Raw genomic sequence first — 25,886 nt, 5'->3', positions numbered from 1 at the left:
TATATGTATCTGATTTCCAGTCGTCAAATGCTGAAAAAAGCTCTGTATGAAGGCTATGCAGTCCCTGCTTTTAATGTCCACAATCTGGAAACGGTTCAGGTGGTAGCGGAAACCGCAGCTCGTTTGGCATCACCCGTGATTCTGGCGGGGACACCAGCTACCTTTAGCTATGCGGGCACTGACTATTTGGTGTCGATCTGTCAGGAAGCGGCCCGTCGTCATAATTTGCCGCTGGCATTACATCTCGATCATCATGAGGAATTGGAGGATATCAGTCATAAAGTGACCGCAGGTGTGCGTTCGGTAATGATTGATGGCTCGCATTTACCCTTTGAAGAGAATATTCGTAAGGTGACTGAGGTGGTACGATTTTGCCAGCGTTACGATGTTAGCGTTGAGGCGGAATTGGGGAGGTTGGGGGGACAGGAAGATGATTTGAATGTTTCCACTGCCGATAGCTTCTTTACCGATCCTCTGGCATCGAAAGCCTTTGTGGCCCGTACCGGTATTGATTCGCTAGCGGTAGCGATTGGTTCTGCGCATGGTTTGTATCATGGTGAACCTCATCTGGATTTTGAGCGGTTAGCGGCGATCAGAGAACAAGTGGATATTCCGTTAGTGTTGCATGGTGCGTCGGGTGTTCCTGAAGCTATGGTACAGCAGGCGATTGCTCTTGGTGTTTGTAAAGTCAATGTAGCGACTGATTTGAAAATTGCTTTTGCTGATGCAGTAAAAAGCTATTTTATTCAGCATCCGGATGCTAATGATCCACGCAAATATATCGTGCCGGGAAAACAGGCTATGCAGGCAGTGGTTGAAGAAAAAATTCGGATTTGTGGCAGTGCAGGTAAGTTGTAAAGGTTCTGTTTTTTCAATTATCTGATAAAGGAAATTGCTGTGAAAATAAGAACGTTAAATAAAATTACGCTTAGTTTGTTAGCCAGTTCTGCGTTGTGTAGTACATCGGTTTGGGCGGATAGTTGGCAGTTGAAGGGGGATAATTACCGTGTGGCTGTTAGCGATGGGCAGGGTAAAATCACTCAGTTAAAATTTGAAAACCCGAAAAACCATGATCAAATCATCATTGACAGTCTGTTTGAAATCACGTTGAAATCAGGAGAAAAGCTCACGGCTAAAGATTTTCAGATTACTGATATCAGCAAAAAGCACAATCGTATTGTTATCTCCCTGAAACATGGCGACATTCAGGTAAAAAATATAATTACTGTGGAGGATAAAGATAAGTACGGCTCGTTTGAAATCACTATTACACCACAGAAGAACGCGTTGGAGCTCAGCTCTGTCTCGTTGATACCATTTCGCACTAAAGTCCCTTTTGTTCACGGGTCTATTACCAGTTCACCGATTATCAGCGATAGCTTCTTTATTGTTCCCGGTAATCCATTAATTACCACTGAGGCTTATAAAGGGAGCGCTTCGCAAAAAATTGCGCTCTCTATCCCGTTAGAGCCGGGGAAAACATTAAGTTATAAGACGTATATTGGTGTTTATCAGGAAGGGCAATTACGGCGCAATGTCAATGAGTTTTTGAACAATGCTCGTCCGCGTAAATATAGTCCTTACCTACATTACAACTCTTGGTACGATATTGGTTTCTTCACTCCTTATACCGAACAAGAGGCGTTGAACCGTATCAAACAGTTTGGGCAGGAGTTGGTGACTAAGCGTGGTGTGAAGTTGGGGGGGTATCTGTTTGATGATGGTTGGGATAACCTTAAAGGAGATTGGGGTTTTAGTCAGGCATTTCCCCATGAGTTCAAAAATCTTAAGAAGGAAGCAGATCAATATCGTGCTCGTTTAGGTATTTGGCTTTCTCCTTGGGGCGGTTATGGCCCACCTGGTGAGCAACGTGTTTCTCATGCGGCGGAGTTTGGTTATGAAGTGATAGATGGCAGATTTGCGCTTTCAGGCCCTAATTACTACGCCAATTTCCATAACCGGGTGCTTAATCTGATTCAACAACAAAATGTATCTATGTTTAAGCTAGATGGTACCGGCAATGCTGATCGTGTGATTAAAGGGAGTGCATTCACCAGTGATTTTGATGCCGCTATCCATCTTATTGAAGATATGCGCAGTACAGGCAATGATCTGTTTATCAACTTGACGACAGGCACCAAAGCCACACCTTCCTGGCTATTTTTCGCCGATTCTATTTGGCGTGGTGGCTATGATGTAGAGTTTCACGGTACAGGTTCTAAAGTACAGCAGTGGCTTACCTATCGTGATGCGGAAACTTATCGTAATGTCGTAAGAAAGGGGCCGCTGTTTCCTCTGAATTCGTTGATGTTGCATGGCATTGTTTATGCTAAACAGGCTAAGCATCTGGATAAACAGTCACCTAAAGATTTTGCCGATCAGGTTTGGAGCTATTTTGGCAGCGGTACTCAGTTACAAGAGATGTATGTTACGCCTGAACTATTGACTACCGAGGATTGGGATACGCTGGCAAACGCGGCGAAATGGTCAGAGGAAAATAAAGATGTGCTGTTTGATACCCATTGGATTGGTAAAGATCCTACCGATCTAGCGGTGTACGGTTGGGGAGCTTGGAGTCCGAAGAAGTCGATTATTACTTTGCGTAATCCTGCTGATGAAGTGAAACAATATTATCTGGATCTGCAAAGCGATCTTGAATTACCGGATAATCAGCCTTCGATATATGACGTTAAGATAGACTATGGCGAAAACAACTCGGTGCCGAAGTTTATCAATAAAACGGTGTTGATTACCCTTCAGCCGTTAGAGACCTTGACCTTTTCTCTGACCCCATCGAAATAATCACAGTGTTATCAAACTGCCCTGAATAAACTATTTTATTCGGGGCAGTGATTATTTGGGGAAAAATCGAGTAATATCCACATCAACTAATGCCCATATTGCTCCTATATATTCAGGGTCGGCAAGGTGGTTTTCTACGCTTGTCGCTTCTGGTACTGATTCATTATCATCAATCAGCAATTCGATATGCGCTTCAATTGCTTCGCGGACGTTTTCTATTGCATCTGTGAAACTGTCCCCGCCAGAAAAGCAACCCAGGATATCGGGGACACGGACGCCGAAGGATGAATGATCTTTATCAATCGCAACTGGATATAACATTTACACCTCCGAAAAGTGGATTCTCCCGCTCTCTTCTTTTGTCTTGATGGGGTTATAGTAACCCTGCAACGTTATGCGTCAAGATTAGCAGGTATTGACGTTGTGATTAGTTAATGGAATAGCTAAAAAGTCGGCCAGCTTGGTTTCATGAGCTATTATTAATCATAAGAAAATTTTGTAAAAATGGTCTGTAACTGAATGGTGGGAATAAATCACAGTCATTGTTTTTTAAGAATTCATTTAAAGGGCGAAACTAATGAAAGCGTTGATCGTAGTTGACATGCTGAATGATTTTGTCACAGGAGCACTCGCTAATGAAGCGTATGCAATGAAGATTGTACCGGTAATTAAACGGTTGATTAATTACGCCCGGTGCCAACCCGATTGGCTGGTAGTTTATGCTAATGATGCTCACCGAGCCGATGATCGGGAAATGAGTATCTGGGGCAGACATGCAATAGCTGGAACACCGGGTGCTAATGTTATTGAGGCATTGGCTCCTGTCGGGGCAGATCGTGAAATTATTTCTCCCAAGCGATTTTATGGGGCTTTCGATGGAACCGATCTGGAAGAGGTTTTTAAAGCGTATGGTGTTACGGAAGTGGTGTTAACTGGCCAACATACTCATTGTTGTGTCAGACATACCGCTTATGGTGCGTTTATGCGTGGTTATCAAATTAAGGTGTTGTCAGATGCTGTGTGTGTCTTTCCCGGTGTCGATCAGCAAGAAGCCCTTGATTATCTTAAATCTATTTATGGTGCTGAAATCACAACTAGCACCGCGTTAGGTGTGTAATCAGGGTAATTTATTTGTAGCGATAATATGTAAAGCTATTAAGAAATTATCTGGCAGATACCTGTAAATATTGGCATCTGCCAGTTAAGTATAAATTAGTAAAATCTAAATAACGGGTAAATTACGACCGTAGTAAATTTCTTGTATCTCTTTTTTCAAGAGATGGGTAATTTCCTGCTTTTCAGTTTCACTGAGTTGCTCTGGTGTGGTATTAAATAGATAATCATTCAGGTCAAATCTTTTTAGCATCATTTTTGTATGAAATAGATTTTCCTGATAAATATTTACATCCATCATGTAATACTGCGATTGTACTTCTTCAGTCATATAATTCTGAATAGAACTGATTTCGTGATCGATATAGTGTTTCACGCCATTGACATCTCTGGTAAAACCGCGGACGCGGTAATCCATTGTGACAATATCCGATTCTAGTTGGTGGATCAGATAATTCAGTGCCTTGAGAGGGGAAATCACGCCGCAGGTCGATACCTCAATATCAGCCCGAAAAGTGCATATGCCACCATCCGGATGGCTTTCTGGGTAAGTGTGAACACAGATATGGCTTTTATCCAAATGAGCAACAACAGAATCAGGTAATGGGCCTGGATTTTCAGTATTGTCCACATTCTTTGGATCGATTGGCTCTTCGCTGACAAGAATAGTAACACTGGCCCCTTGTGGTTCATAATCCTGGCGGGCAATGTTTAAAATATTTGCACCAATGATTGAGCAGGTTTCGCAGAGAATTTCTGTTAAACGATTAGCATTATATTGTTCGTCAATGTAAGCGATATAACTATCCCGATCGGCTTGGCTTTTTGCATAACAGATATCATAAATACAAAAACTCAAGCTTTTTGTCAGGTTATTAAAGCCGTGCAATTTCAACTTGTGCAATTTATTTCACCTCCTGGCTAATAGGTGATTATTAGTTTACAGATAGTGCATCGAGCAAATATTGCGGTAAGGCAAAGCTACCTGCGTGAATAGCTGGGTTATAATAGCGGCAGGTGAAGCCTGCGTGGTTGAAGCGCTGTTGTAGCGTTACAAGGTCCACATGGCGTAATGCCGGGTTTTGACTTGCCCATGCAAAGGTCATAATGCCGCCATAATAGGTTGGAATGGCCGCTTGATAGAAACTGGTGTCAACGAAATAGTGGTTTAGTTTTTTATGACTGGTTACTGCTTCATCCTGTTGCAGGAAACAGACGCCATTCTGCGCAACGAAAATCCCCCCTTCGTTCAGGCAGCGTTGGCAACCTTGATAGAATTCAGATGTAAATAACCCTTCGCCAGGTCCGATCGGATCAGTGCAGTCAGAGATAATGACATCAAATTTCTGATCGGTGGTATTAACGAAATGAACACCATCATCAATGATGAGTTGGAAGCGCGGATCATTATAAGCACCGGCATTATGGTTAGGCAGATATTGGCGGCAAAATTCAACTACGCCCGTATCAATTTCAACCATAGTGATGTTCTCAAGGTATTGATGGCGACAGACTTCACGTAACATACCGCCATCACCACCACCGATAATCAGCACTCGCCTGGCGCTACCGTGGGAGAATAGAGGAACATGGCTCATCATTTCGTGGTAAATAAATTCGTCACGTTCAGTCGTTTGTACCGTACCATCCAGTGCCATAATGCGGCCTAATTCCGCATTTTCGAAAATAATTAGATCTTGATGCTCGGTTTCATCATGATAAAGCACTTTATCGACCGAAAAATACTGACCAAAATTGGCATGCAAGGTTTCGTGCCAAATTTCTTTTTGTGACATGTCCCGATTTTCCTCCACTGTGACAACTGTGAAAATTGGGCTACATAATAGCCAACAATCCTTACAGTTGCACGGTGAAATTTACCCCTTGATGGGTAGCAGGAAAAGGGCTATTTAACGTAGGCGAATAAACTCAGTGAATCTCTGGCGAGAGCATGGCACTTTATCGCATTGGATAGATAAATACCTTTCAGATCCTGATAACTTGCTTCATTGAGTGTGTTCATCAATTGGCTGTTATAGTTATTCAAATCCCATTTATTACGCTGGGCAAAATAGATAATGGCTCGTTTAATTTCCCGGTCAGGAATTTGGCTGTAACCGCAGTCATATTTTAGGTAGATAAATACCGCTGTGAGATCCGCCAGATCTTCAGCTTCATCTTCTGTCAGCGCTTTTGCGGGGTGAGAAAAACCGAAAAGAACTAATATGTAAATCAAGAGGGATAATTTTCGCATCTGTCTTATTATAATGAACTCATGTCAGGTTACGTTAACATATTAATATCTTTTTTCGCTAAAATTTATTTTTTTAAATTATTGTAAAGATCGACCTAAATCACATTCCCATTACTTGACCTTCCTGTAAGGGGAACCTTTAGGTTTCTTCTTATTGATTGTTTTTTTATTGTTTATTTTCGGTTGATTGAATCAGGAAATGAATATGCAACGACGTGATTTTATTAAATTAGGTGCTGTTATTGGTGTATCCAGTGTGTTGCCTGTATGGAGCAGTTTCTCCTTTGCTAAATCCTACCCGTTATTACCGATACCGCCACAGATAACACCCGATGAGACGGGTAAAATTGTTATTGAAATCAATGCGGGGCAATCCTGTTTTAAGGCAGGGACTGTGACTCAGACTTGGGGCTATAACGGTGATTTACTTGGCCCAGCATTGAAATTGATTTCAGGTGAACCTGTTACTATCGATATTTGCAATAACTTGCCGGAAGACACAACTGTTCACTGGCATGGACTCGAAATGACTGGAGAGACCGATGGTGGTCCGCAAGCGGTGATTGCACCAGGTGGACGTCGGACTGTCAGTTTTACCCCTGAACAGCCGGAAGCAACTTGTTGGTTTCACCCACATACGCATGGTAAGACGGGTCGTCAGGTTGCAATGGGGCTTGGAGGATTAGTACTGATTGAAGATAAAAACAGCATTAAAGTTGGTTTGCCAAACCAATGGGGAGAAGATGATCTCCCAGTGATTTTGCAAGATAAGCGTTTGAATAAAGAAGGACAGATTGATTATCAACTGGATGTAATGAATGCGGCGGTGGGTTGGTTCGGCGATATGATGCTGACCAATGGTGTTATTTTACCCCAACATACTGCACCACGTGGCTGGTTACGTCTGCGATTGCTAAATGGTTGTAATGCCCGTAGCCTCAATATTGCGACCAGTGATGGTCGTCAATTGTATGTTGTTGCCAGTGATGGTGGCTTGTTAGCGGAACCAGTGGCGGTTAATGAGTTACTACTTTTGGCAGGTGAGCGTTTTGAGGTAGTGATAGATGCTTCGGATGGCAAATCTTTTGATTTGGTGACCTTACCAGTGGTTCAGATAGGCATGACATTACCGCCATTTGATCAGCCGCTTCCGGTTTTGCGTATTCATCCATTTCTGACGTCTAGTCGCACCATACTGTCAGAGCAGCTTGCAACGCTTCCTGTATTGCCTTCTTTGACGGGCTTGAACAGACGCAATTTACATCTGACGATGGATAGTCGTTTGGATATGCAGGGGATGATGATGTTGTCTCAACGTTACGGTGAGCAAGCTATGGCGGGTATGGCAATGCACCATGGGAATATGAACCACGGAGATATGCATCATGGTGGTGAATTAAATTTCCATCACGCGAATACCATCAATGGCCAGGCTTTCTCAATGACAGAACCTGCCTTTGATGTTAAACAGGGACAGTATGAACGCTGGGTGATTTCAGGGGTTGGCGATATGATGCTGCATCCGTTCCATATCCATGGTACCCGCTTTCGTATTTTGAGTGAAAATGGTCGTAAACCTGCGGCTCACCGTAGCGGTTGGAAAGATATTGTTCATGTGGAAGGTAAGGAGAGTGAAGTGTTGGTTCAGTTCAATCATACGGCGGGAGCCAAACATCCATTTATGGCGCACTGCCATCTGCTGGAACATGAAGATACCGGTATGATGCTGGGTTTTACTGTTAGTCAATAATTTTGCCAACCGTAATGGAACCCAATAAAGCGTTGTACAGTGATTACGGTAGGTATTAGAATAGGCATAGATTTTGTGTATTATTTATCCTATTTGAATGAAGGTATTGAGATGCTTGATGTAAGGTTTGACTCAGAAAAGGCTATAGAGGCTATTCTGTATGTTGCCTCTACAGCACCAATTTCTGACATTTATCATGTGGGGAAAATTCTGTATTTTGCTGACCGATTGCATTTAGAGCGTTATGGTCGGTTAATTACGGGTGATAACTATCTTGCAATGAAAGATGGCCCTGTTGCAGAGAATGCCTATGATATTATCAAAGTAGCCAGGGGAGATGGACGCTTTATTCCAAATGGGTGTGATGTTGATATTATTCGGTCATCGTTGTCAGTAGAAGGACGTTATGGGAATCACCAAATATGTGCTTTGCGTGATTTCGATGAAGATGTGTTTAGTGATTCTGATATTGATTGCATAAATGAAGCAATTGAAAAATATGGGAATCTCTCTTTTAAAGAAATACGTGATATCAGCCACGATAGTGTTTGGATGGCGGCTAACCAGAATGGTGAGATTCCATTGGAAGTGATAGCTGCCAGTTGTAAAGATGGTGACAAGTTAGTTGCTTATCTGACTTCTACTGAGTAGCTGATGACTAATCTTGGTGACAGATTTCCTGCATCTTTTAGGGCGGGCTTTTTAGCCAAACAGAGCTTGGCTATAGGAGATGTTCTTTATCTTCACTGCCCTTTTACAACGCCCCCAAAGTTAAAATATCTGTTGGTTTGCTGCTGTGAGCCGCTACTTGTTCTGATCATTAATTCTAGAATCAGCGATTTATCCAATTACGGCAGGAACTTCTTCAATGCCAAGTTGATTTGCTTCAGAAAGATCATAAGTTTCTGCAATGGGATTCGTTTATTAATTGTGTAGATGCTCATGCGGCGTTTGATATTAATGATATTAAGAGCGGAATCAGTACTAATTATCATAATATTATTAAGGGTAAAGTCGCTGATTATTGTATGCGTGAAGTTTATAAGGCGGTTAAGTGTTCCCCAACAATGAAACGTGGTCAGAAGCGCAACATATTGGAGTCGTTAAAACAATTTTCTGGTTAGCTATACCCAATAGATTTCAAGATGCATTGCGACGGCAAGGGAGCGAATCCCCGGTAGCATAGATAACTATGTGGTCGGGGTGAGCGAGTGCAGTCAACAAAGAGGCAACTTGAAAGATGACGAGTATATATCTTATCCGTTTGAAAGAACGGTGTATCAGTAATCATGATTTTCACTGATCTTTATCTTGATTATTACCATTAAAAACAACTGGTTAAATTTATAATGAAACACACTGTAGAAGTTATGATCTCCGAACAGGAGGTTAAGCAACGTATCGCTGAATTGGGAAAACAGATTACTGAACACTATCGTGATAGCGGTAGTGAGCTGGTGTTGGTCGGATTACTGAGAGGCTCCTTTATTTTCATGGCGGATTTATGCCGGGAAATTCAGGTTCCTCATGAAGTAGATTTTATGACTGCCTCTAGTTACGGAAATGGTATGAATTCCTCTCGTGATGTAAAAATCATGAAAGATCTGGATGAAGATATTTGTGGTAAGCATGTGCTAATTGTGGAAGATATTATTGATTCCGGTAACACTCTGAATAAAGTGCGTGAAATTTTGGCACTGCGTGAGCCAAAATCATTGGCAATTTGTACCTTACTTGATAAACCTTCCCGCCGTGAGGTTGATGTTCCAGTTGAGTGGATTGGTTATTCAATTGAAGATAAATTTGTCGTGGGTTACGGTATCGATTATGCACAACATTATCGCCATTTGCCTTATATCGGGCATGTGATTTTGCTAGAAGAGTAATTTTTATCGAATTTGAAAACGGCAACTTTCGGGTTGCCGTTTTTGCTTTATCAGCAGATATCCCTGGTTAACAGCAGAATTTATTCCAATATGCTGGACACCATGGCTAAAATTTCATTAATTACAGACGTCGGTGCCTCTTCAATTTTTCTTGCTTGTCTTGCATTTAGATCGATTGAACGAATGCCATTCGCTAATAGAACTCCTTGAGTCTGTGTTCCGGTGCCCATCAATGTCACGGCAAAACCTGCAAACCTGGCATAATTTCCTCCTTGTGTTATAGGAATAATAATTGTTAAACCTAATTTGTTAAAATCGTATGGACTTATTACTAAGCATGGCCTTTTGTCACCTTGCAGCTCTTGACCAGCGACTGGGTTTAAGCAAGCCTCAACAATATCCCCTCGTTGAAATATTGTCATTACACTTCATTCCCTATAGGTTTACTGGCATCCCATTCTTTTAAGATTTCAGGCATTGGTGCTTCTGAGTCACATAGAGCGAGTAGATCGGCTAATTTGTACTTGGGACGATGGTTTACCGCAGAGATCACGATTTTCCCTTGTTCTTCGACAATTGATAATTGGTCACCCTCTTTCAGGTGGAGGGATTTCAATAGTTGAGCTGGAATAATAGTACCAACAGAGTTTCCAATTTTTCTGACATGAGTAAGCATAGAACTTTCCTCGTAAGTAACGGTTATCACATTGTTGACACTTTAGAGTGGTTTTGCCTAAGTGTCAACATTGTTATTACAGGTAATGTGATTCGATAGCCCATAAAAATGTTCTTTTTCATGAATTATTTTGTTTTCTTTTCATTACCATATGCGTACATTCATAAAATAAAGAAATTAAAATAGATAGTTGATATTTAAATAGGCAGCGATTTAATAGAATAAAAATCTGTATATACCTGTTATCTTTCAAGTTGCCTATTTGTTGGCTGGTTAGCTATGCTCCTGGGGATTCGCTCCCTTGCCGTCGCGATACATCTTGAAATCTATTGGGTATAAAGCTTCATTTAATTACGCTGCAGAAAGGATTAAATATAACCTTTTCTACAGCGTATTTTATCAGTGACTTGGAAAAATCACTTCTTATGCGTCAATTTGGAAACGGTCTGACGATAGGCCAATTCCAATTTTTCACGGCTGTCAGCGGTCACTTCAAGATCTTGCAATTGACCATTATGGATACCGTAAACCCAACCGTGGATCATCACTTTTTGGCCTCGTTTCCATGCTGATTGCATAATGGTTGAGTGACCGAGGTTGTATACTTGCTCAACAACATTAATTTCGCACAGACGGTTCAGACGCTCATTGGGGGGTAATTCACCTAGCATAGAGCTGTGTTTGTACCAGAGATCACGAATATGCAGCAGCCAGTTGTTAATCAATCCTAGTTCGGTACCATCAATTGCGGCTTCAATGCCACCACAGCCATAGTGGCCACAGATAATAATATGTTCAACTTCCAGTACGTCTACTGCATATTGAATAACAGAAAGGCAATTTAAATCAGTATGAATAACCAGGTTTGCAACATTCCTGTGAACAAATAGGTCGCCGGGCGCGGCATCAATCAGCTTCTCTGCCGGTACCCGACTGTCTGAACAGCCAATCCACAAGAAATGAGGTTTTTGTTTTTTTGCTAATTCTTTGAAAAAATTCGGGTTTTCTTCGTTGACCGATTCTGACCACTGTTTGTTATTGGCGAACAGTTCTTCTATTTTTTTCATCATGGTTAATAGCCTGGTAGTGTTTCTTTAAGATAGAATCATATACAACATCAACTGAAATTTTAATATTTTGTTACTGCTTGTTTTTAATCTTTCTGCTGTTTTTGCAAAGAAAGTTAATCAGGAAAGGAGCATTATATTTTCATATTGCACGCAAAGGCGGCTAGATAATGAAGGTGTTTTTTAATTTATGACTTATGCATTGGAGTTAACGCAGCTTACCAAGACTTACACTGGTGGTATTAAAGCGCTGCGTGGGATTGACTTGAATGTGGAAGCAGGAGACTTCTACGCATTATTAGGTCCGAACGGTGCAGGGAAATCCACCACAATCGGTATTATTAGTTCTCTGGTTAATAAAAGCAGCGGTAAGGTTAAGGTGTTTGGCTACGATATTGATACAGATATTGTCAATGCTAAACGTCAGTTAGGTCTTGTTCCACAGGAATTTAACTTTAATCCGTTTGAAACGGTGTTGCAGATTGTGCTCAATCAGGCTGGTTACTACGGTGTGCCGAGGAATGTGGCTCAGGTTAGAGCGAAAACCTATCTGTCTCAGTTGGATCTGTGGGAAAAACGTGATCAACGGGCGATTCGTTTATCCGGTGGTATGAAACGTCGTCTGATGATTGTACGTGCTTTGATGCATCAGCCTAAGTTATTGATTCTTGATGAGCCGACAGCGGGTGTCGATATTGAACTTCGTCGTTCGATGTGGAGTTTTTTGAAAGAATTGAACGCACAAGGAACCACGATTATTTTAACCACCCATTATCTGGAAGAGGCAGAAATGCTGTGCCGTAATATTGGTATTATTCAGCATGGTGAATTGGTGGAAAACACCAGCATGAAAAACCTACTTAGTCAGGTGGAGTCTGAAACGTTCGTTTTCGATCTGGCTATGCAAAACCCAATTTTTGAACTGGCAGGATATGACTATCGGCTGCTGGATATGTCTACTTTGGAAGTGGATGTTCAACGTGGGCAGGGAATAAATGGCGTATTTACCCAATTAAGCGCTCAGGGGGTGCATATTCTGAGTATGCGTAATAAAGCGAATCGTCTGGAGGAGTTGTTTGTTAGCCTGGTAAATAACGTGCAAGGAGGTGGTAAATGATTCAGTTGTATTGGGTGGCACTCAAAACCATCTGGATTAAAGAAATTACCCGTTTTGGTCGTATCTGGGTACAAACTTTATTACCACCGGTTATTACCATGTCACTCTATTTTATTATTTTCGGTAGCCTGATTGGTTCGCGTATTGGGGAAATGGGGGGCGTGGATTATATGCAGTTTATTGTCCCTGGCCTTATTATGATGTCGGTGATTACTAACTCTTACGCTAATGTGTCTTCCTCTTTTTTTGGGGCGAAATTTCAGCGCAGTATTGAAGAATTACTGGTAGCGCCGGTGCCAACGCATATTATTATCACGGGCTTTGTTGGTGGTGGTGTTGCTCGTGGTGTCTGTGTCGGTATTTTGGTGACGTTGGTTTCTTTGCTCTTTGTTCCGCTTCATATTCATTCCTGGTGGATGATTGTTGTCACGTTGTTGATGACATCAATTCTGTTTTCATTAGGAGGATTGCTAAATTCAATTTTCGCTAAGACGTTTGATGATATTAGTATTATTCCAACGTTCGTATTAACGCCATTGACCTATCTTGGCGGAGTATTTTACTCGCTGACATTATTACCCCCATTTTGGCAAGCTGTTTCCAAACTCAATCCGATAGTTTATATGATCAGTGGCTTCCGTTATGGTTTCTTGGGAATTACCGATGTTTCTTTAGTCATAACGTTGGGGGTTTTGGCCGCATTTATTGCGGTTTTTTATCTTGTAGCCTGGTATTTGATTGAAACAGGGCGGGGATTGAGGACTTAATTGTCGGTTATTTTGTTGTTCAGTGATGGGTAGGAGAAGTTTATTTACAGCATCTTCACGACCTACCCATTTTAATTATGCAATTAGTCTCTACTAGGCCACCTGAACCGGCACTGCTTTGGCAATACGGTTCATCCTATTATCGCCGTCGAAGTAAGCGACATTCGGCTTATGATGACGGGCGTCTTCATCTGAAATTTGTACATATGAGCAGATAATTAGTTTGTCACCTACTGCGGCGCGACGCGCTGCGGCGCCGTTGACTGAAATTATTCTAGAACCACGTTCAGCAGCAATAGCATAAGTGGAAAAGCGCTCGCCGTTATCCACGTTATAGATGTCAATGGCTTCATATTCCAGAATACCAGCTGCATCCATGAAGTTCTGATCAATTGCACAGGAACCTTCATAATGCAGATCTGCTTGAGTGACTTTCACTCGGTGAAGCTTCCCCTGTAGCATAGTGCGCAACATGGTCTTTCTCCTGATTCGATTACAACTTAGAATCTGTTATTTTATTTTCCTGCATCAATAATGCCTGATATAACGGGCTATTATTGGGTTAAATCTACCTGTTGATTATCGATCAAACGGGTTTGTCCTAACCAGGCAGCCATCAGAATAACCGCTTTTTTGCTTTCGATATTTACTGGAGCCAGAGTTTCGGCGTCACGAATAAACAGCTCATCAGGTATAAAACCGGCTTCGCGTAGTTGTTCGGAAGCTTCAGTGAGCAATTGTTCTGTGTTGCGTTCACCTTGTGCCATTTTTTCAGCTATAGATCTCATGATCTTGCTGAGTTTTGGCGCAATTTTATGTTCATCGGCTGTTAAGTTGTTATTACGTGAACTGAGAGCCAGGCCGTTTTTATCGCGTACAGTCGGTACTGAAATCAAAGTAATATCATAAGCCAGATCAGCAATCATTTTGCGAATAAGCTGTAATTGCTGAAAATCTTTCTCGCCAAAATAGGTCAAGTCCGGCTGCACCAAATTGAACAATTTGCTGACCACTGTTGCAACACCACGGAAATGACCGGGACGGCTGGCACCTTCCAGCATGGTAGAAAGTTCAGGAACTTCAACATAAGTTTGATGTTCCATACCATTAGGGTATATCTCCTTATCGGAAGGCGCAAATACTAGATCAACATTATGATGGTGAAGTTTCTCGCAATCTTCTTGTAAGGTACGTGGATATTTTGCCAGGTCATCCTGACGATTAAATTGCATCGGGTTAACGAAAATGCTGACGATAACAATGTCCGCTTGCGCTTTGGCTTCATTGACTAGCGTTATATGACCGTCGTGTAAGTTACCCATTGTTGGAACTAGTGCAATGCGTTTCCCTTCTTGACGCCAGCGGCGAATTTCACGGCGTAGAATCGGTATAGTTTCGACAATCAGCATTGCTTAATACTCCTTAAATTTGTTAGAAGCTTTCGGTTAACAAGGGCGAGTTATTAATAAAAAGAGTGTTCTTTGCCAGGATAGATGCTGCTTTCTACCTGCTCTTTATATAGATGGATGGCGTCACGTATATTTCCAGCTTCTTCAAGGAAATTTTTCGCAAATTTAGGCGGGTTTGCTGTAATGCCTAATGCGTCATGCATCACTAAAACTTGCCCATCAGTCATATTACCGGCACCAATACCGATTACAGGGACCTGTAATTCATCAGTGATACGTTTAGCTAATTCAACGGGAACACATTCCAGTACCAGCAATTGCATGCCTGCCTTTTCTAATGTAATTGCATCTTTTATCAATTCATTGGCCGATATTTCATCACGTCCCTGAACTCTATAACCTCCCAGAACATGGACCGACTGGGGAGTTAGCCCTAAATGAGCACAAACGGGTACGGAACGCTCGGTAAGCATTTTAACGGTATCATATAACCAGCTACCGCCTTCAACTTTAACCATGTTAGCGCCGGCACGCATAAGCCTGGCCGCGTTTTCACAGCTCTGCTCTGGTGTGGCATAACTCATGAAAGGCATATCGGCAATAAGAAAAGTATAGGGAGCGCCGGCGCGGACGCAACGAGTATGATAGACAATATCTTCAACGGTTACTGGAATGGTGGTATCAGCCCCTTGTAATGTCATACCCAGAGAGTCACCAACCAGCATGACATTAATACCTTGCTCGGCAAACAGTTGAGCAAAGCTGGCGTCATAAGCGGTAATCGTCGCGAATTTTCGTTTTTCTTTTTTGAACTGATTCAGATCAGTCATGGTCATTGATTTCATTATCTACCTTCTCCTGCAATTTTTCTTGTTATGTACAGAAAGCGGCCACGGACTGAACTGAAATCCTTATATGCAATTATTGGGATTCAGAGGGCTGTGGTTGTAGCCAGAGTGCCAGGCCATTTTCTGGGATGTGTTTCAGTCTTTCAGATAAAGCTTCACCATCAGGAAATACGAGGTCAGGAGCGATTTCAGCCAACGGATAAAGCATGAATTCGCGCTGTTTTAGTCCATAGTGGGGAACTGTCAAGCGTTCGGTATTAATTATCTGATCACCAAATAGCATGATATCCAGATCAAGAGTCCTTGGCCCCCAACGCTCATTTTTCCTTACTCGTCCTTGAGCCAATTCAATCGCTTGAGTGTGATTGAGTAATTCTTCCGGTGCCAGAGTGGTTTCCAGTGCTACCACCGCATTCAGAAAGTCAGGTTGATCCTGTGGCCCCATTGGTTTGGTACGATACATCGAGGAACAGGTAATAAACTCTGTTTTTGGTAATTCTTTTAATGCAGCAAGTGCGTTTTTTACTTGCTGCACAGGTTTTGCCAGATTACTACCAAGAGCGATATAAACACGGGCCATGATTATCTGCTATCCCTGCCCAATTTTGGTTTGTAGTAACGGCGTGTCCGTGTACGGCGACGGACAACATCATTGCCTAGCTCGGAAATCATACACCGTTGCTGTGAGGCATTAACTTGCTGGAATTCTCCCCACCAGTGGGCAAGGTCTTTTAGCTCATTACGGTTTTCAACATTGGCACGCAGCTCTAGCAGGTCATAGGCAGCACGAAATTTAGGATGTTCCATCAGTTTGTTTGCCCGTTTACCATGACGGCGCGGCAGACGTAACTGCAATTGCCAGATATCACGCATGATGGTTGTCAAACGCTTAGGAATGGCAATAGATTGGCATTGTTCGTCTAGAATATCATTCATCGCTAATGCAAAGGAGTCGTAGTAAGTTAAACCACTTTCCTGAGATAGTTTTTCAGCATGTTCAACCAGTGGATACCAAAGCATCGCCGCGAACAAAAACGCCGGATTAACCCGTTTATCATGCTGTAATCGGTAATCGGTATTCCTCAGAACCTGATTGAGCATATGTTCCATTGGAGAATTATTATCCTCGGTGAAATAGCGTTCAACCAATGGGAATAGTGGCTGGAACAGACGGTATTCGCGTAGCAGCTTATAAGTGCTGTAGCCTTGACCTGTTTGCAAAAGCTTTAAAGACTCCTCAAACAGGCGAGCTGCTGGAATATGACTCAATAGAAAAGCCAGACGAGAAATAGGTTCGGCGGTATCTTCGCTGATGGTCATATTCAATTTGCTGGCGAAACGAATTGCACGCAGCATTCTTACTGGATCTTCCCGATAGCGGGTTTCTGGATCTCCAATCAGACGAATAATGCCGGTTTCCAGATCATTAAGACCACCAACATAATCACGCAGAGAGAAGTCATTAATGCCATAATAGAGGCTGTTGATCGTGAAATCACGGCGCATAGCATCTTCTTCAATTGAACCAAAGGTGTTATCCCGTAACAGCATACCGCTCTGAGCCTGTTGTGACTGATTTTTCTCATTGTCAGCATCAGTTTGTTCATGCGGACCACGGAATGTCGCAACTTCGATCACTTCCGGGCCAAACATAATATGAGCTAAGCGAAAACGGCGTCCCACCAGACGGCAGTTACGGAATAATTTACGAACCTGTTCTGGTGTTGCATTAGTTGCAATATCAAAATCTTTCGGCTTTGTGCCTAGCAGCAAATCACGGACACCGCCGCCAACCAAATAAGCGTCGAAACCGGATTTATTTAAACGGTAAAGTACTTTCAGCGCATTTTCGCTGATATCCCTGCGGGAAATATTGTGTTGTTCCCGTGAAATTACCGCTATAGGCAAATCTGAATGAGGATTTTCCTGCTCAACTTTCTCTTGAGCGTTCACGCTGGATGAAGGTTGACAGGTATTTTGGTGATTAGATTGAAGAGTTACGTACTCTTCCTGAGAAGAACGGTCAGATACGGTGACTGGCCTTTCACTGGCTGCCTGTAGCTCGCGGTTAATTTTTCCGTCGCGGATCAATAAATTACGGCAGAAATTTGCTACTCGGTTAAAAATGGTACACCTCGATAAGTAACTAATCATATAAAAACGAATAAAAAACAGCGGCTAATCATAGCCTACTGTGTATTTTTTGAGAATGGTTGTTATGACTAACGGTAACTTTATTCATGTTACTTGTATATCTTACCTTGTCGTGGAATCCGGTCCAGCTCCCAATGTGTTGTTGCTTTTTTCAATAGCTGATCGCGGGAAAGATCTTGCCAGTTTTCTATGGCAGGCTGATTAAGGAAAGATAATGCTGCAATGAGTAACGGTCGGGGATCATCCAGTGGGATTGGTTGGGCATGATTCTGTTTGGAAAGTTTATTGCCGTTTTTATTCAGGGCCAATGGTAGGTGAATATAATCAGGTATCTTTAACTTTAATTGCTGATAAAGTGCAATTTGCCGAACGGTTGGTTCAATTAAATCAGCCCCTCTTACGACTTCCGTCACCCCCTGATAATCATCGTCAATAACAACTGCCAGATTATAGGCAAATAAGCCATCACGACGATGAATAATGAAATCTTCTTCAGCCATGGCAGGGTCTGCGCTCAGGTATCCTAGTAATTTATCTTCAAAACCATAAACAGGGTTGCTCTGCTTAATTCGGATTGCTGCATGATTAAGAGGCAAATTTAATTCACGGCAGTTTTTATCATAAAAACCATTAGTTTGCTGAATACGTTGGCGGGTACAGATACAGTTGTAGCTTAAGCCTTGTTGTTGTAACTGATTAAGGACATAGTGGTAAGCGTCATTACGCTGGGATTGATAGAGAACTTCGCCATCCCAGTGTAGGCCATAATGTTCAAGAGCTTGGAGAATACGGCTGGCAGCGCCGGGAACTTCTCTGGGCGGATCAATATCGTCAATACGTATCAGCCATTTTCCCCGATGAGCACGAGCTTGCAAATAGCTGCCAATTGCTGTGATTAATGAACCAAAGTGAAGATCGCCCGAAGGTGATGGGGCGAAACGCCCAATATAAGCGTAGGGACGTTCAGGTTTTATCATATTGGGATCAGTGAGGGTTGATACGGCGCCACGAAGACGCCGTATTAGCACACGGTTAATTAGCCAGCCATCTGTTTTTCGCGGATTTCGGCTAAAGTTTTACAATCAATACACAAATCTGCGGTTGGACGGGCTTCCAATCGGCGGATACCTATCTCAATTCCACAGGATTCACAGAAACCGAAATCGTCATCCTCGACTTTTTTCAGTGTTTTCTCGATCTTCTTAATCAATTTACGTTCACGATCACGGTTACGTAATTCAAGACTGAACTCTTCTTCCTGCGCTGCACGGTCAACCGGATCAGGGAAGTTCGCTGCCTCATCTTGCATATGAGATACAGTACGATCTACTTCATCCCTGAGTTGATTGCGCCATGCTTCAAGAATTAGCTTAAAATGCGCCAACTGGGCATCGTTCATGTATTCTTCACCTGGCTTCTCTTGGTAAGGTTCTACCCCAGCGATGGCGAGAATGCTTAAGGACGAGGTTTTACGTTTTTGCCCTTCTTGCATAATACTTCTCCTAACACACGCACTATCAAACGAACCCCTAGCGGGGGAAAAAACAGGCCGCTATAAATAGCAGATGGAGCATGGGTTGGCAATTGTTCCTGCTATTAGTTTCACAACGGAGTAAAGACAAACGTATCGGATGTCTTTACACTCTGTACAACCTGACTAGGTGAATCAATAAATTAACCATTGAGAATAAAAGTTAATTTATCACCTAAAACCATCCCCTTTTCTGTCATGTTGGCCTGGTAACAGATCACTTCGACCCCAGAGTTTTGCGCTTGTTCCAAAAGAGATGAATAATTATCATCAATGTGTGCAGCCGCAGCGACCTGTTTGATCCCAGAGTGCAAAACAGCAAAAAACAGAACCGCTCTTTGCCCTTGTTCGGCTATATTTTGCAATTCCCGCAAGTGTTTTTGTCCGCGGGTGGTTACAGCATCGGGGAAATAGCCGCAATTTTCCTGAAGAAGCGTGACTGATTTCACTTCAATATAGCAGTTGACGTGCTGTTCGGCTTGTAACAACAAATCTATCCGGCTGCGCTCTTCACCATATTTTACTTCCCGGCTAATTTTTTTGTATTCAGAAAATTCTGAAATTGCATTTTGTTTAATAGCTTCCGCCACTAAATCATTCGCTCTGAGCGTATTAACGCAAATCCAGTGACCATCCTGTGTTTCTGTCAACTCCCAACTGTTGGGGTATTTACGCTTTGGATTGTCAGATGTGGAGTACCAAACCGTATCTCCCGGTGTTGCACAACCGGTCATAGCGCCCGTATTGGCACAGTGGATGGTTAGAGTTTCTCCTTCCGGAGTGATGACATCAGCCAGGAAACGTTTATAACGACGAATTAGCGTGGCAGATTGTAACGGAGGATGGAATTTCATAAAAACGCCTTAATGACTGATGGCATAAGATTGAGGCAGGCAATGCTACAATGTCGGCGGTTGAAAGTTAACTTTCTTTAATGGAGTGTTTGTGTCTTTATTGCCTGTATACGAGGTCGTCGAGCCTGTCCTGAGCGCGTTGAAAAGCTCACAACAGGTACTGTTGCATGCTCCTGCCGGGGCTGGAAAGTCTACGGGGTTGCCATTGGAAATCCTGAAAAAAGCTGATTTTTCCGGGCGTATCATTATGTTAGAGCCACGGCGGATTGCCGCTCGTAGTGTTGCTAACCGTCTTGCTGCTCAACTGAATGAAAATATTGGGCAGACGGTGGGTTACCGGATGCGTTCAGAAACGAAAGTGAGTGCAGCTACCCGTCTTGAAGTGGTCACAGAAGGTATTTTGACTCGCATGTTACAGCAGGACCCTATGCTGGAAGGGGTTTCTCTGGTCATTCTGGATGAATTCCATGAGCGCAGTTTACAGGCTGATCTGGCGCTGGCATTGCTTCTGGATGTACAAGCAGGATTGCGGGATGATCTGCGGATTCTGATCATGTCAGCGACGTTGGATAATCAGCGACTCTCCTCTTTGTTGCCGGATGCGCCGGTGATTATTTCTGAAGGACGTAGCTTTCCTGTAACCAGAAATTATCATCCTTTACCGGCTCATCAGCTTTTTGAGCAAAATGTGGCTATTACTGTATTGCGATTACTTCAACAGCAACAGGGTTCTTTATTGCTGTTTTTGCCAGGGATTGGGGAAATTAAGCGGGTATTGGCACTTCTTCACGGGAAAGTGGCAGAAGATACCGATCTCTGTCCGTTATACGGTGCTTTATCATTAGCTGAACAGCAAAAAGCTATTGAACCTTCACCACTTGGACGCCGTAAAGTTGTTTTGGCGACTAACATTGCAGAAACCAGCCTGACAATTGAAGGAATTCGATTGGTGATTGATAGTGGCCTTGAACGCACGGCCCGTTTTGAGCCAAAAACCGGATTAACCCGCTTGATCACTCAACGCATTAGTCAGGCTTCTATGACACAGCGAGCTGGACGTGCAGGACGATTGGAGGCCGGAATTTGTTGGCATCTATTCAGCCAGGAACAGGCAGAAAGGGCAGCAGAGCACAGTGAACCCGAAATACTGAATGCTGACCTCAGTAGCTTATGGCTCTCTTTATTGCAATGGGGATGTCATGATATCTCTCAACTGCACTGGTTGGACAGGCCGCCAGTTGCTGCGCTGGCAGTAGCCAAATCATTGTTATTACAGTTAGGCGCCGTAAATCATAATGGTCAGTTGACTTCCAGAGGCAGGAAAATGGCGGAATCAGGTAGTGCTCCGCGTCTGGCTGCTATGTTATGTGCTGGTTCGGAACAGGGCGCTGATACGCTGGCAACCGCCGCTATGCTGACAGCGATTCTGGAGGAGCCTCTCCGTGATGGTCAGCCGGATATCACTTATTGGGTTGAGCAGCGTCAGGCTCAGTGGTTACGGCGGGCACAGCAGTTAGTCAGAAATATCGGTGGTTATTTTGGCGAGCCAGCCTGTGGAGCAGTCGCAATGTTATTGGCTCAGGGTTTTCCTGACCGAATAGCTAAAAATCGAGATAAACATGGTCGTTTTCAACTGGCTAATGGTTTAGGGGCGATGATCGATGATAAAGAAAAATTATCTGACGAATCGTGGCTGGTGGCTCCTTCATTATTACAAAGTAGCAAAAACCCTGATGCTCGCATTTTGCTAGCTTGTTCACTGGACATTGAACAACTGGCACAGCAACAACCGGAGTTATTCAGCGAACAAAGTATTGTTGAATGGGACAATAATAAAGGCACATTAAGAGCATGGAAAAGGTTGCAATGTGGGAACCTGACAGTGAAAGCCCGGCTATTGGCAAAACCTTCGGATGAGCAATTACAACAGGCTCTGCTAAACTGGTTACGCAGTGAGGGATTACATGAACTGAATTGGTCATCTGCGGCTGTTCAACTTCGTACCCGTATCCAGTGTGCGGCTCAGTGGTTACCTGAAATGCAGTGGCCTGAGGTAGATAATGATTCATTGATGGCTTCTCTTGAACGTTGGCTGAGGCCATTTCTGACTAATGTGCATGATTTGAAAGGGCTGAAACAGCTTGATTTATTGCCAGCACTGGAAAGTTTATTGGACTGGCAACAACGACAGTGTCTGGATAATGAACTGCCGGTTTATTACACTGTTGCTACTGGCAGTCGGATAGCAATCCGTTATTTTGATAATAAACCACCAGTATTATCAGTTAGGATGCAGGAAATGTATGGTCAGCAGCAAAGTCCATCTCTGGCAAAAGGGCGGGTAATATTGGTGCTTGAATTATTATCGCCGGCCCAGCGGCCATTGCAGATCACACAGGACTTAGCTGCTTTTTGGCAAGGATCATACCGCGAAGTACAAAAAGAGATGAAAGGGCGTTATCCAAAACATCTATGGCCGGATGATCCGGCAAATACGACACCAACTCGGCGGGTAAAAAAATATTCGTAACAGAATTTAGTCACTTTTTTGCCAACGAATATACCCAATAGATTTCAAGATGGATCACGACGGCAAGGGAGCGAATCCCCGGGAGCATAGATAACGATGTGACCGGGGTGAGTGCAGCCAACAAAGAGGCAACTTGAAAGATAACAGGTATAAACTTAATTAAAAGAAAATCAATGATTAGCATCTGAACGGTTTTGGAGAATTTTGGAATGTCTGGTGAAGATCGTCAACCAATCGGACGTAAAGGCAAAAAATGGGTATCCCGTCGTAAACCGCCATTAAAAAGATGGCATCTGTCACATGATTATGATGATGGCTATGAAGAAGATGACGACTACGATGATGAAGAGGACCAACCTATGACAAAGAAAGGAAAAAATGCCCGTCCACCTAAGAAAAAGTGGCGTTGGTTCTGGTTATTATTCAAAATATTTATTGTTTTTGCTGTGTTACTGGGAATTTATGGTGTCTATCTGGATGCCAAAATCCGTGATCGCATTGATGGAAAAGTCTGGGAATTGCCAGCAGCAGTTTATGGCCGGATGGTTAACCTTGAACCGGGAATGAACTACAGTAAAAAAGAGATGGTACATCTGCTGGAAGGCATGCAGTATCGTCAGGTGACGAAAATTACCCGTCCGGGGGAGTTTTCTGTCAGAGGCGAAACCATTGAAATGTTGCGTCGTCCGTTTGATTTCCCTGACAGTAAAGAAGGGCAGATCCACGCTTTATTGACTTTCAGTGACAATCATCTGGCGGGGATTGAAAATATCGATAACCAGCGCCAGTTTGGTTTCTTCCGCCTTGATCCGAAACTGATAACCATGTTGCAGTCGCCTAACGGTGAGCAGCGATTGTTTGTACCGCGTTCGGGATTTCCAGATTTACTGGTTAATACCTTGCTGGCGACAGAAGACCGCTATTTCTATCAACATGATGGTATCCGTGTGCTTTCTATCGGACGTGCGGTGCTGGCTAACCTGGTTGCAGGGCGTACCGTTCAGGGAGGAAGTACCCTGACTCAACAATTGGTTAAAAACTTATTCCTGACCAATGAACGTACTTTAGTGCGTAAAGCCAATGAAGCGTACATGGCGCTGCTGATGGATTACCGCTATAGCAAAGATCGGATTCTTGAACTGTATCTGAATGAAGTGTTTTTAGGTCAAAGTGGTGATGAACAGATCCGAGGATTCCCACTGGCGAGCCTCTATTATTTTGGTCGCCCGGTGGATGAATTGAGTCTGGATCAGCAAGCATTGCTGGTGGGTATGGTAAAAGGGGCTTCACTCTATAATCCGTGGCGTAACCCTAAACTGGCTCTTCAACGTCGTAATGTCGTGCTCAAGCTTTTACAAGATCAGCAAATTATTGATGAAGATCTTTATAAATTATTGAGTGCTCGCCCATTGGGTGTAAAGCCGAAAAGTGGAGTAATTACCCCACAACCGGCGTTTATGCAACTGGTTCGCAAGGAATTACAGGACAAGCTAGGCGATAAAGTTAATGATCTGTCAGGGGTGAAAATCTTCACGACGCTGGACCCGGTATCCCAGGATGCGGCAGAAAATGCGGTGGAAGAAGGGATTGCCAGCCTGAGAAAAACCCGCAAGATTGCTGATCTTGAAGGGGCAATGGTGATTGTCGATCGCATCAGTGGTGAAATCAGAGCGATGGTTGGTGGTTCTCAACCACAGTATGCGGGATTTAACCGGGCAATGATGGCACGTCGCTCAATTGGTTCGCTGGCAAAACCCTCTACCTATCTGGCGGCGCTGAGTGAGCCTGATCAATATCGGTTAAATACCTGGCTGGCAGATGAACCTCTCACGGTAAAACGGCCTAACAGTAAGGATTGGGAGCCGAGAAATTATGACCGTCGTTTCCGTGGGCGAGTCATGTTGGTAGATGCACTGGCGAGTTCACTGAATATCCCGACGGTGAATCTTGGGTTAGCTGTGGGTCTTGATCATGTCAGCAACACCTTGATCCGGCTTGGCGTGCCGAAGGAAGTGATTCATCAGGTTCCGGCGATGTTATTGGGGTCTCTCAGCCTGACACCGCTAGAAGTGGCCCAGGAATATCAGACAATGGCCAGTGGTGGTAACCGCGCAACGCTTTCTGCGTTACGTTCTGTCATCACGGAAGATGGTACAGTGATATATCAGAGTTACCCGCAGGCTGAGCGGGCAGTACCTGCTCAGGCGGCTTATCTGACGCTGTATGGTATGCAGCAGGTTGTGGCGAGGGGGACATCTCGTTCTCTGGCAGCTAAATTTGGTCGTTATAATTTGGCGGGTAAAACAGGTACAACTAATGACCTGCGTGATACCTGGTTCGCAGGTATTGATGGCAAAGAAGTGGTAATTTCATGGGTTGGTCGGGATAACAATGAACCGACTAATTTGACCGGTTCCACCGGAGCGTTAAATGTGTATCGTCGTTATCTGGAAAATCAGACTCCGCTGATGTTGAACAACATTCCACCAGAGGGGATCGTTGATATGGCGGTTAATGAAGATGGCAGCTTTAACTGTAGTGGCAGTGGCTGGAGAACATTACCGGTTTGGACTGATGATCCACAGAGTTTATGCCAGCAAACAACTGTGTCGGAACCTGTGCAGCAACAAGAACAAGCGCCGGGCTGGTTGAGGGAGATGTTTGGTCAATAATAATGAATATCTGATAGATAAATGAATGGCGAAGCGCTGGTCCTTGGGTCAGCGCTTTATTTTTGCATGGGAGTATAAATCTATGGGACATGTGTCTGGTGAGGACCAGATGAAATAATTCGACAACTCAGTGACATTCGCCCTCCATCGGCGCATAGAATAGAGTTTTTTGCACGAATATGCTCTCTGGTCTTCTTAGCGATAACTTCATTGATCGTGGATTCAAAAAATGAAGAAGAATCCGCTCACCATACTTCATCAGAGGAGCTACGGATAATTTTGCGTGTTGTCCGTGTTTATTCTCGTTTGTTTGGCTCTAATGTTAATGATATGCATATTAATTGTTATAAAACATGAGTTTTTACATTCATTGGTGACGATAAAATCCGCAATTTTCAGAGTATTCCTATATTCTTTTTAAGTGAAATCTGATGAATTATTCATCATCTCTGTTAA

25 protein-coding genes are annotated in these 25,886 nt (G+C 43.3%); 10 read left to right on the top strand and 15 right to left on the bottom strand.

The window, feature by feature from the left end:
- The first annotated feature begins 3 nt into the window (after positions 1–3).
- Together BO26_RS05080 and BO26_RS05075 are read left to right on the top strand one after the other, a co-directional pair.
- Positions 4–858, top strand: a complete 855-nt coding sequence (locus BO26_RS05080; protein WP_036769501.1) for a tagatose bisphosphate family class II aldolase — start codon at positions 4–6, stop codon at positions 856–858.
- A 39-nt stretch (positions 859–897) separates the two neighbouring features.
- On the top strand, positions 898–2,802 hold the full coding sequence (locus BO26_RS05075) for an alpha-galactosidase (protein ID WP_036769498.1): 1,905 nt from the start codon (positions 898–900) through the stop codon (positions 2,800–2,802).
- Between the two features lie 51 nt (positions 2,803–2,853).
- Here the strand turns inward: BO26_RS05075 and BO26_RS05070 are convergent, their stop codons facing one another.
- A complete protein-coding gene (locus BO26_RS05070; protein WP_081861848.1) occupies positions 2,854–3,123 on the bottom strand; it encodes a type II toxin-antitoxin system HicB family antitoxin in 270 nt (89 codons plus the stop codon).
- A gap of 256 nt (positions 3,124–3,379) precedes the next feature.
- Here BO26_RS05070 and BO26_RS05065 point away from each other — a divergent pair, with 256 nt between their 5' ends.
- Complete coding sequence (locus BO26_RS05065) at positions 3,380–3,919, top strand: cysteine hydrolase family protein (RefSeq protein ID WP_072023217.1); 540 nt, start codon at positions 3,380–3,382, stop codon at positions 3,917–3,919.
- A gap of 105 nt (positions 3,920–4,024) precedes the next feature.
- On the opposite strand, the gene speD is transcribed toward BO26_RS05065, so the two are convergent.
- The 3 genes from speD to BO26_RS05050 all read right to left on the bottom strand — a co-directional run bounded on the left by speD (position 4,025) and on the right by BO26_RS05050 (position 6,169).
- On the bottom strand, positions 4,025–4,819 hold the full coding sequence (gene speD / locus BO26_RS05060) for an adenosylmethionine decarboxylase (protein ID WP_036769497.1): 795 nt from the start codon (positions 4,817–4,819) through the stop codon (positions 4,025–4,027).
- A gap of 31 nt (positions 4,820–4,850) precedes the next feature.
- On the bottom strand, positions 4,851–5,711 hold the full coding sequence (speE, locus tag BO26_RS05055) for a polyamine aminopropyltransferase (RefSeq protein WP_036769495.1): 861 nt from the start codon (positions 5,709–5,711) through the stop codon (positions 4,851–4,853).
- Between the two features lie 110 nt (positions 5,712–5,821).
- Positions 5,822–6,169, bottom strand: coding sequence for a YacC family pilotin-like protein (locus BO26_RS05050; RefSeq protein WP_036769492.1), 348 nt, complete (start codon positions 6,167–6,169; stop codon positions 5,822–5,824).
- Positions 6,170–6,374: 205 nt separating this feature from the next.
- Between BO26_RS05050 and cueO the strand changes: the two genes are divergently transcribed.
- The 3 genes from cueO (at position 6,375) to hpt (ending at position 9,805) form a co-directional block, all read left to right on the top strand.
- A complete protein-coding gene (gene cueO / locus BO26_RS05045) occupies positions 6,375–7,919 on the top strand; it encodes a multicopper oxidase CueO (protein WP_036769491.1) in 1,545 nt (514 codons plus the stop codon).
- A gap of 111 nt (positions 7,920–8,030) precedes the next feature.
- Positions 8,031–8,570: a Panacea domain-containing protein gene (locus tag BO26_RS05040; protein WP_036769670.1), complete on the top strand. Its 540-nt coding sequence runs from the start codon at positions 8,031–8,033 to the stop codon at positions 8,568–8,570.
- Positions 8,571–9,268: 698 nt separating this feature from the next.
- Positions 9,269–9,805, top strand: coding sequence for a hypoxanthine phosphoribosyltransferase (gene hpt, locus BO26_RS05030; RefSeq protein ID WP_036769487.1), 537 nt, complete (start codon positions 9,269–9,271; stop codon positions 9,803–9,805).
- 80 nt (positions 9,806–9,885) lie between these two features.
- On the opposite strand, the gene BO26_RS05025 is transcribed toward hpt, so the two are convergent.
- The 3 genes from BO26_RS05025 to can all read right to left on the bottom strand — a co-directional run bounded on the left by BO26_RS05025 (position 9,886) and on the right by can (position 11,551).
- Positions 9,886–10,227, bottom strand: coding sequence for a type II toxin-antitoxin system ChpB family toxin (locus BO26_RS05025; RefSeq protein WP_036769485.1), 342 nt, complete (start codon positions 10,225–10,227; stop codon positions 9,886–9,888).
- Complete coding sequence (locus BO26_RS05020; RefSeq protein ID WP_036769482.1) at positions 10,227–10,481, bottom strand: AbrB/MazE/SpoVT family DNA-binding domain-containing protein; 255 nt, start codon at positions 10,479–10,481, stop codon at positions 10,227–10,229. Before BO26_RS05020 ends, BO26_RS05025 begins: the two co-directional genes overlap by 1 nt.
- Positions 10,482–10,897: 416 nt before the next feature.
- Positions 10,898–11,551, bottom strand: a complete 654-nt coding sequence (gene can / locus BO26_RS05015; RefSeq protein ID WP_036769479.1) for a carbonate dehydratase — start codon at positions 11,549–11,551, stop codon at positions 10,898–10,900.
- A 187-nt stretch (positions 11,552–11,738) separates the two neighbouring features.
- On the opposite strand from can, the gene BO26_RS05010 reads away from it, so the two are divergent.
- Positions 11,739–12,665, top strand: a complete 927-nt coding sequence (locus BO26_RS05010) for an ABC transporter ATP-binding protein (RefSeq protein WP_036769478.1) — start codon at positions 11,739–11,741, stop codon at positions 12,663–12,665.
- Positions 12,662–13,432, top strand: a complete 771-nt coding sequence (locus tag BO26_RS05005) for an ABC transporter permease (protein ID WP_036769476.1) — start codon at positions 12,662–12,664, stop codon at positions 13,430–13,432. The genes BO26_RS05010 and BO26_RS05005 overlap by 4 nt, the downstream gene beginning before the upstream one ends.
- A gap of 93 nt (positions 13,433–13,525) precedes the next feature.
- Here the strand turns inward: BO26_RS05005 and panD are convergent, their stop codons facing one another.
- The 8 genes from panD to sfsA form a co-directional block, all read right to left on the bottom strand.
- Positions 13,526–13,906: an aspartate 1-decarboxylase gene (panD, locus tag BO26_RS05000; RefSeq protein ID WP_036769475.1), complete on the bottom strand. Its 381-nt coding sequence runs from the start codon at positions 13,904–13,906 to the stop codon at positions 13,526–13,528.
- A gap of 80 nt (positions 13,907–13,986) precedes the next feature.
- Entirely contained in the window at positions 13,987–14,841 is an 855-nt protein-coding gene (gene panC / locus BO26_RS04995; protein ID WP_036769473.1) for a pantoate--beta-alanine ligase, read from the bottom strand.
- Between the two features lie 53 nt (positions 14,842–14,894).
- On the bottom strand, positions 14,895–15,686 hold the full coding sequence (gene panB / locus BO26_RS04990) for a 3-methyl-2-oxobutanoate hydroxymethyltransferase (protein WP_036769470.1): 792 nt from the start codon (positions 15,684–15,686) through the stop codon (positions 14,895–14,897).
- 76 nt (positions 15,687–15,762) lie between these two features.
- On the bottom strand, positions 15,763–16,269 hold the full coding sequence (folK, locus tag BO26_RS04985; RefSeq protein ID WP_036769468.1) for a 2-amino-4-hydroxy-6-hydroxymethyldihydropteridine diphosphokinase: 507 nt from the start codon (positions 16,267–16,269) through the stop codon (positions 15,763–15,765).
- A gap of 2 nt (positions 16,270–16,271) precedes the next feature.
- Entirely contained in the window at positions 16,272–17,843 is a 1,572-nt protein-coding gene (gene pcnB, locus BO26_RS04980) for a polynucleotide adenylyltransferase PcnB (protein ID WP_036769467.1), read from the bottom strand.
- A gap of 89 nt (positions 17,844–17,932) precedes the next feature.
- Entirely contained in the window at positions 17,933–18,820 is an 888-nt protein-coding gene (gluQRS, locus tag BO26_RS04975) for a tRNA glutamyl-Q(34) synthetase GluQRS (RefSeq protein WP_036769466.1), read from the bottom strand.
- Between the two features lie 59 nt (positions 18,821–18,879).
- Entirely contained in the window at positions 18,880–19,335 is a 456-nt protein-coding gene (gene dksA / locus BO26_RS04970; RefSeq protein ID WP_011145244.1) for an RNA polymerase-binding protein DksA, read from the bottom strand.
- Positions 19,336–19,517: 182 nt separating this feature from the next.
- Positions 19,518–20,228, bottom strand: coding sequence for a DNA/RNA nuclease SfsA (gene sfsA / locus BO26_RS04965; protein ID WP_036769463.1), 711 nt, complete (start codon positions 20,226–20,228; stop codon positions 19,518–19,520).
- A gap of 91 nt (positions 20,229–20,319) precedes the next feature.
- Here sfsA and hrpB point away from each other — a divergent pair, with 91 nt between their 5' ends.
- A complete protein-coding gene (gene hrpB, locus BO26_RS04960; RefSeq protein WP_036769461.1) occupies positions 20,320–22,758 on the top strand; it encodes an ATP-dependent helicase HrpB in 2,439 nt (812 codons plus the stop codon).
- Positions 22,759–22,967: 209 nt separating this feature from the next.
- Complete coding sequence (gene mrcB / locus BO26_RS04955; protein ID WP_036769460.1) at positions 22,968–25,430, top strand: bifunctional glycosyl transferase/transpeptidase; 2,463 nt, start codon at positions 22,968–22,970, stop codon at positions 25,428–25,430.
- Positions 25,431–25,886 lie beyond the last annotated feature (456 nt).

The organism is Photorhabdus australis DSM 17609 (assembly GCF_000711895.1).
Classification (GTDB): Bacteria; Pseudomonadota; Gammaproteobacteria; order Enterobacterales; family Enterobacteriaceae; genus Photorhabdus; species Photorhabdus australis.
The sequence above is the reverse complement of the archived record's forward strand: the minus strand, read 5'-3'. Positions and strand labels throughout refer to the sequence as shown.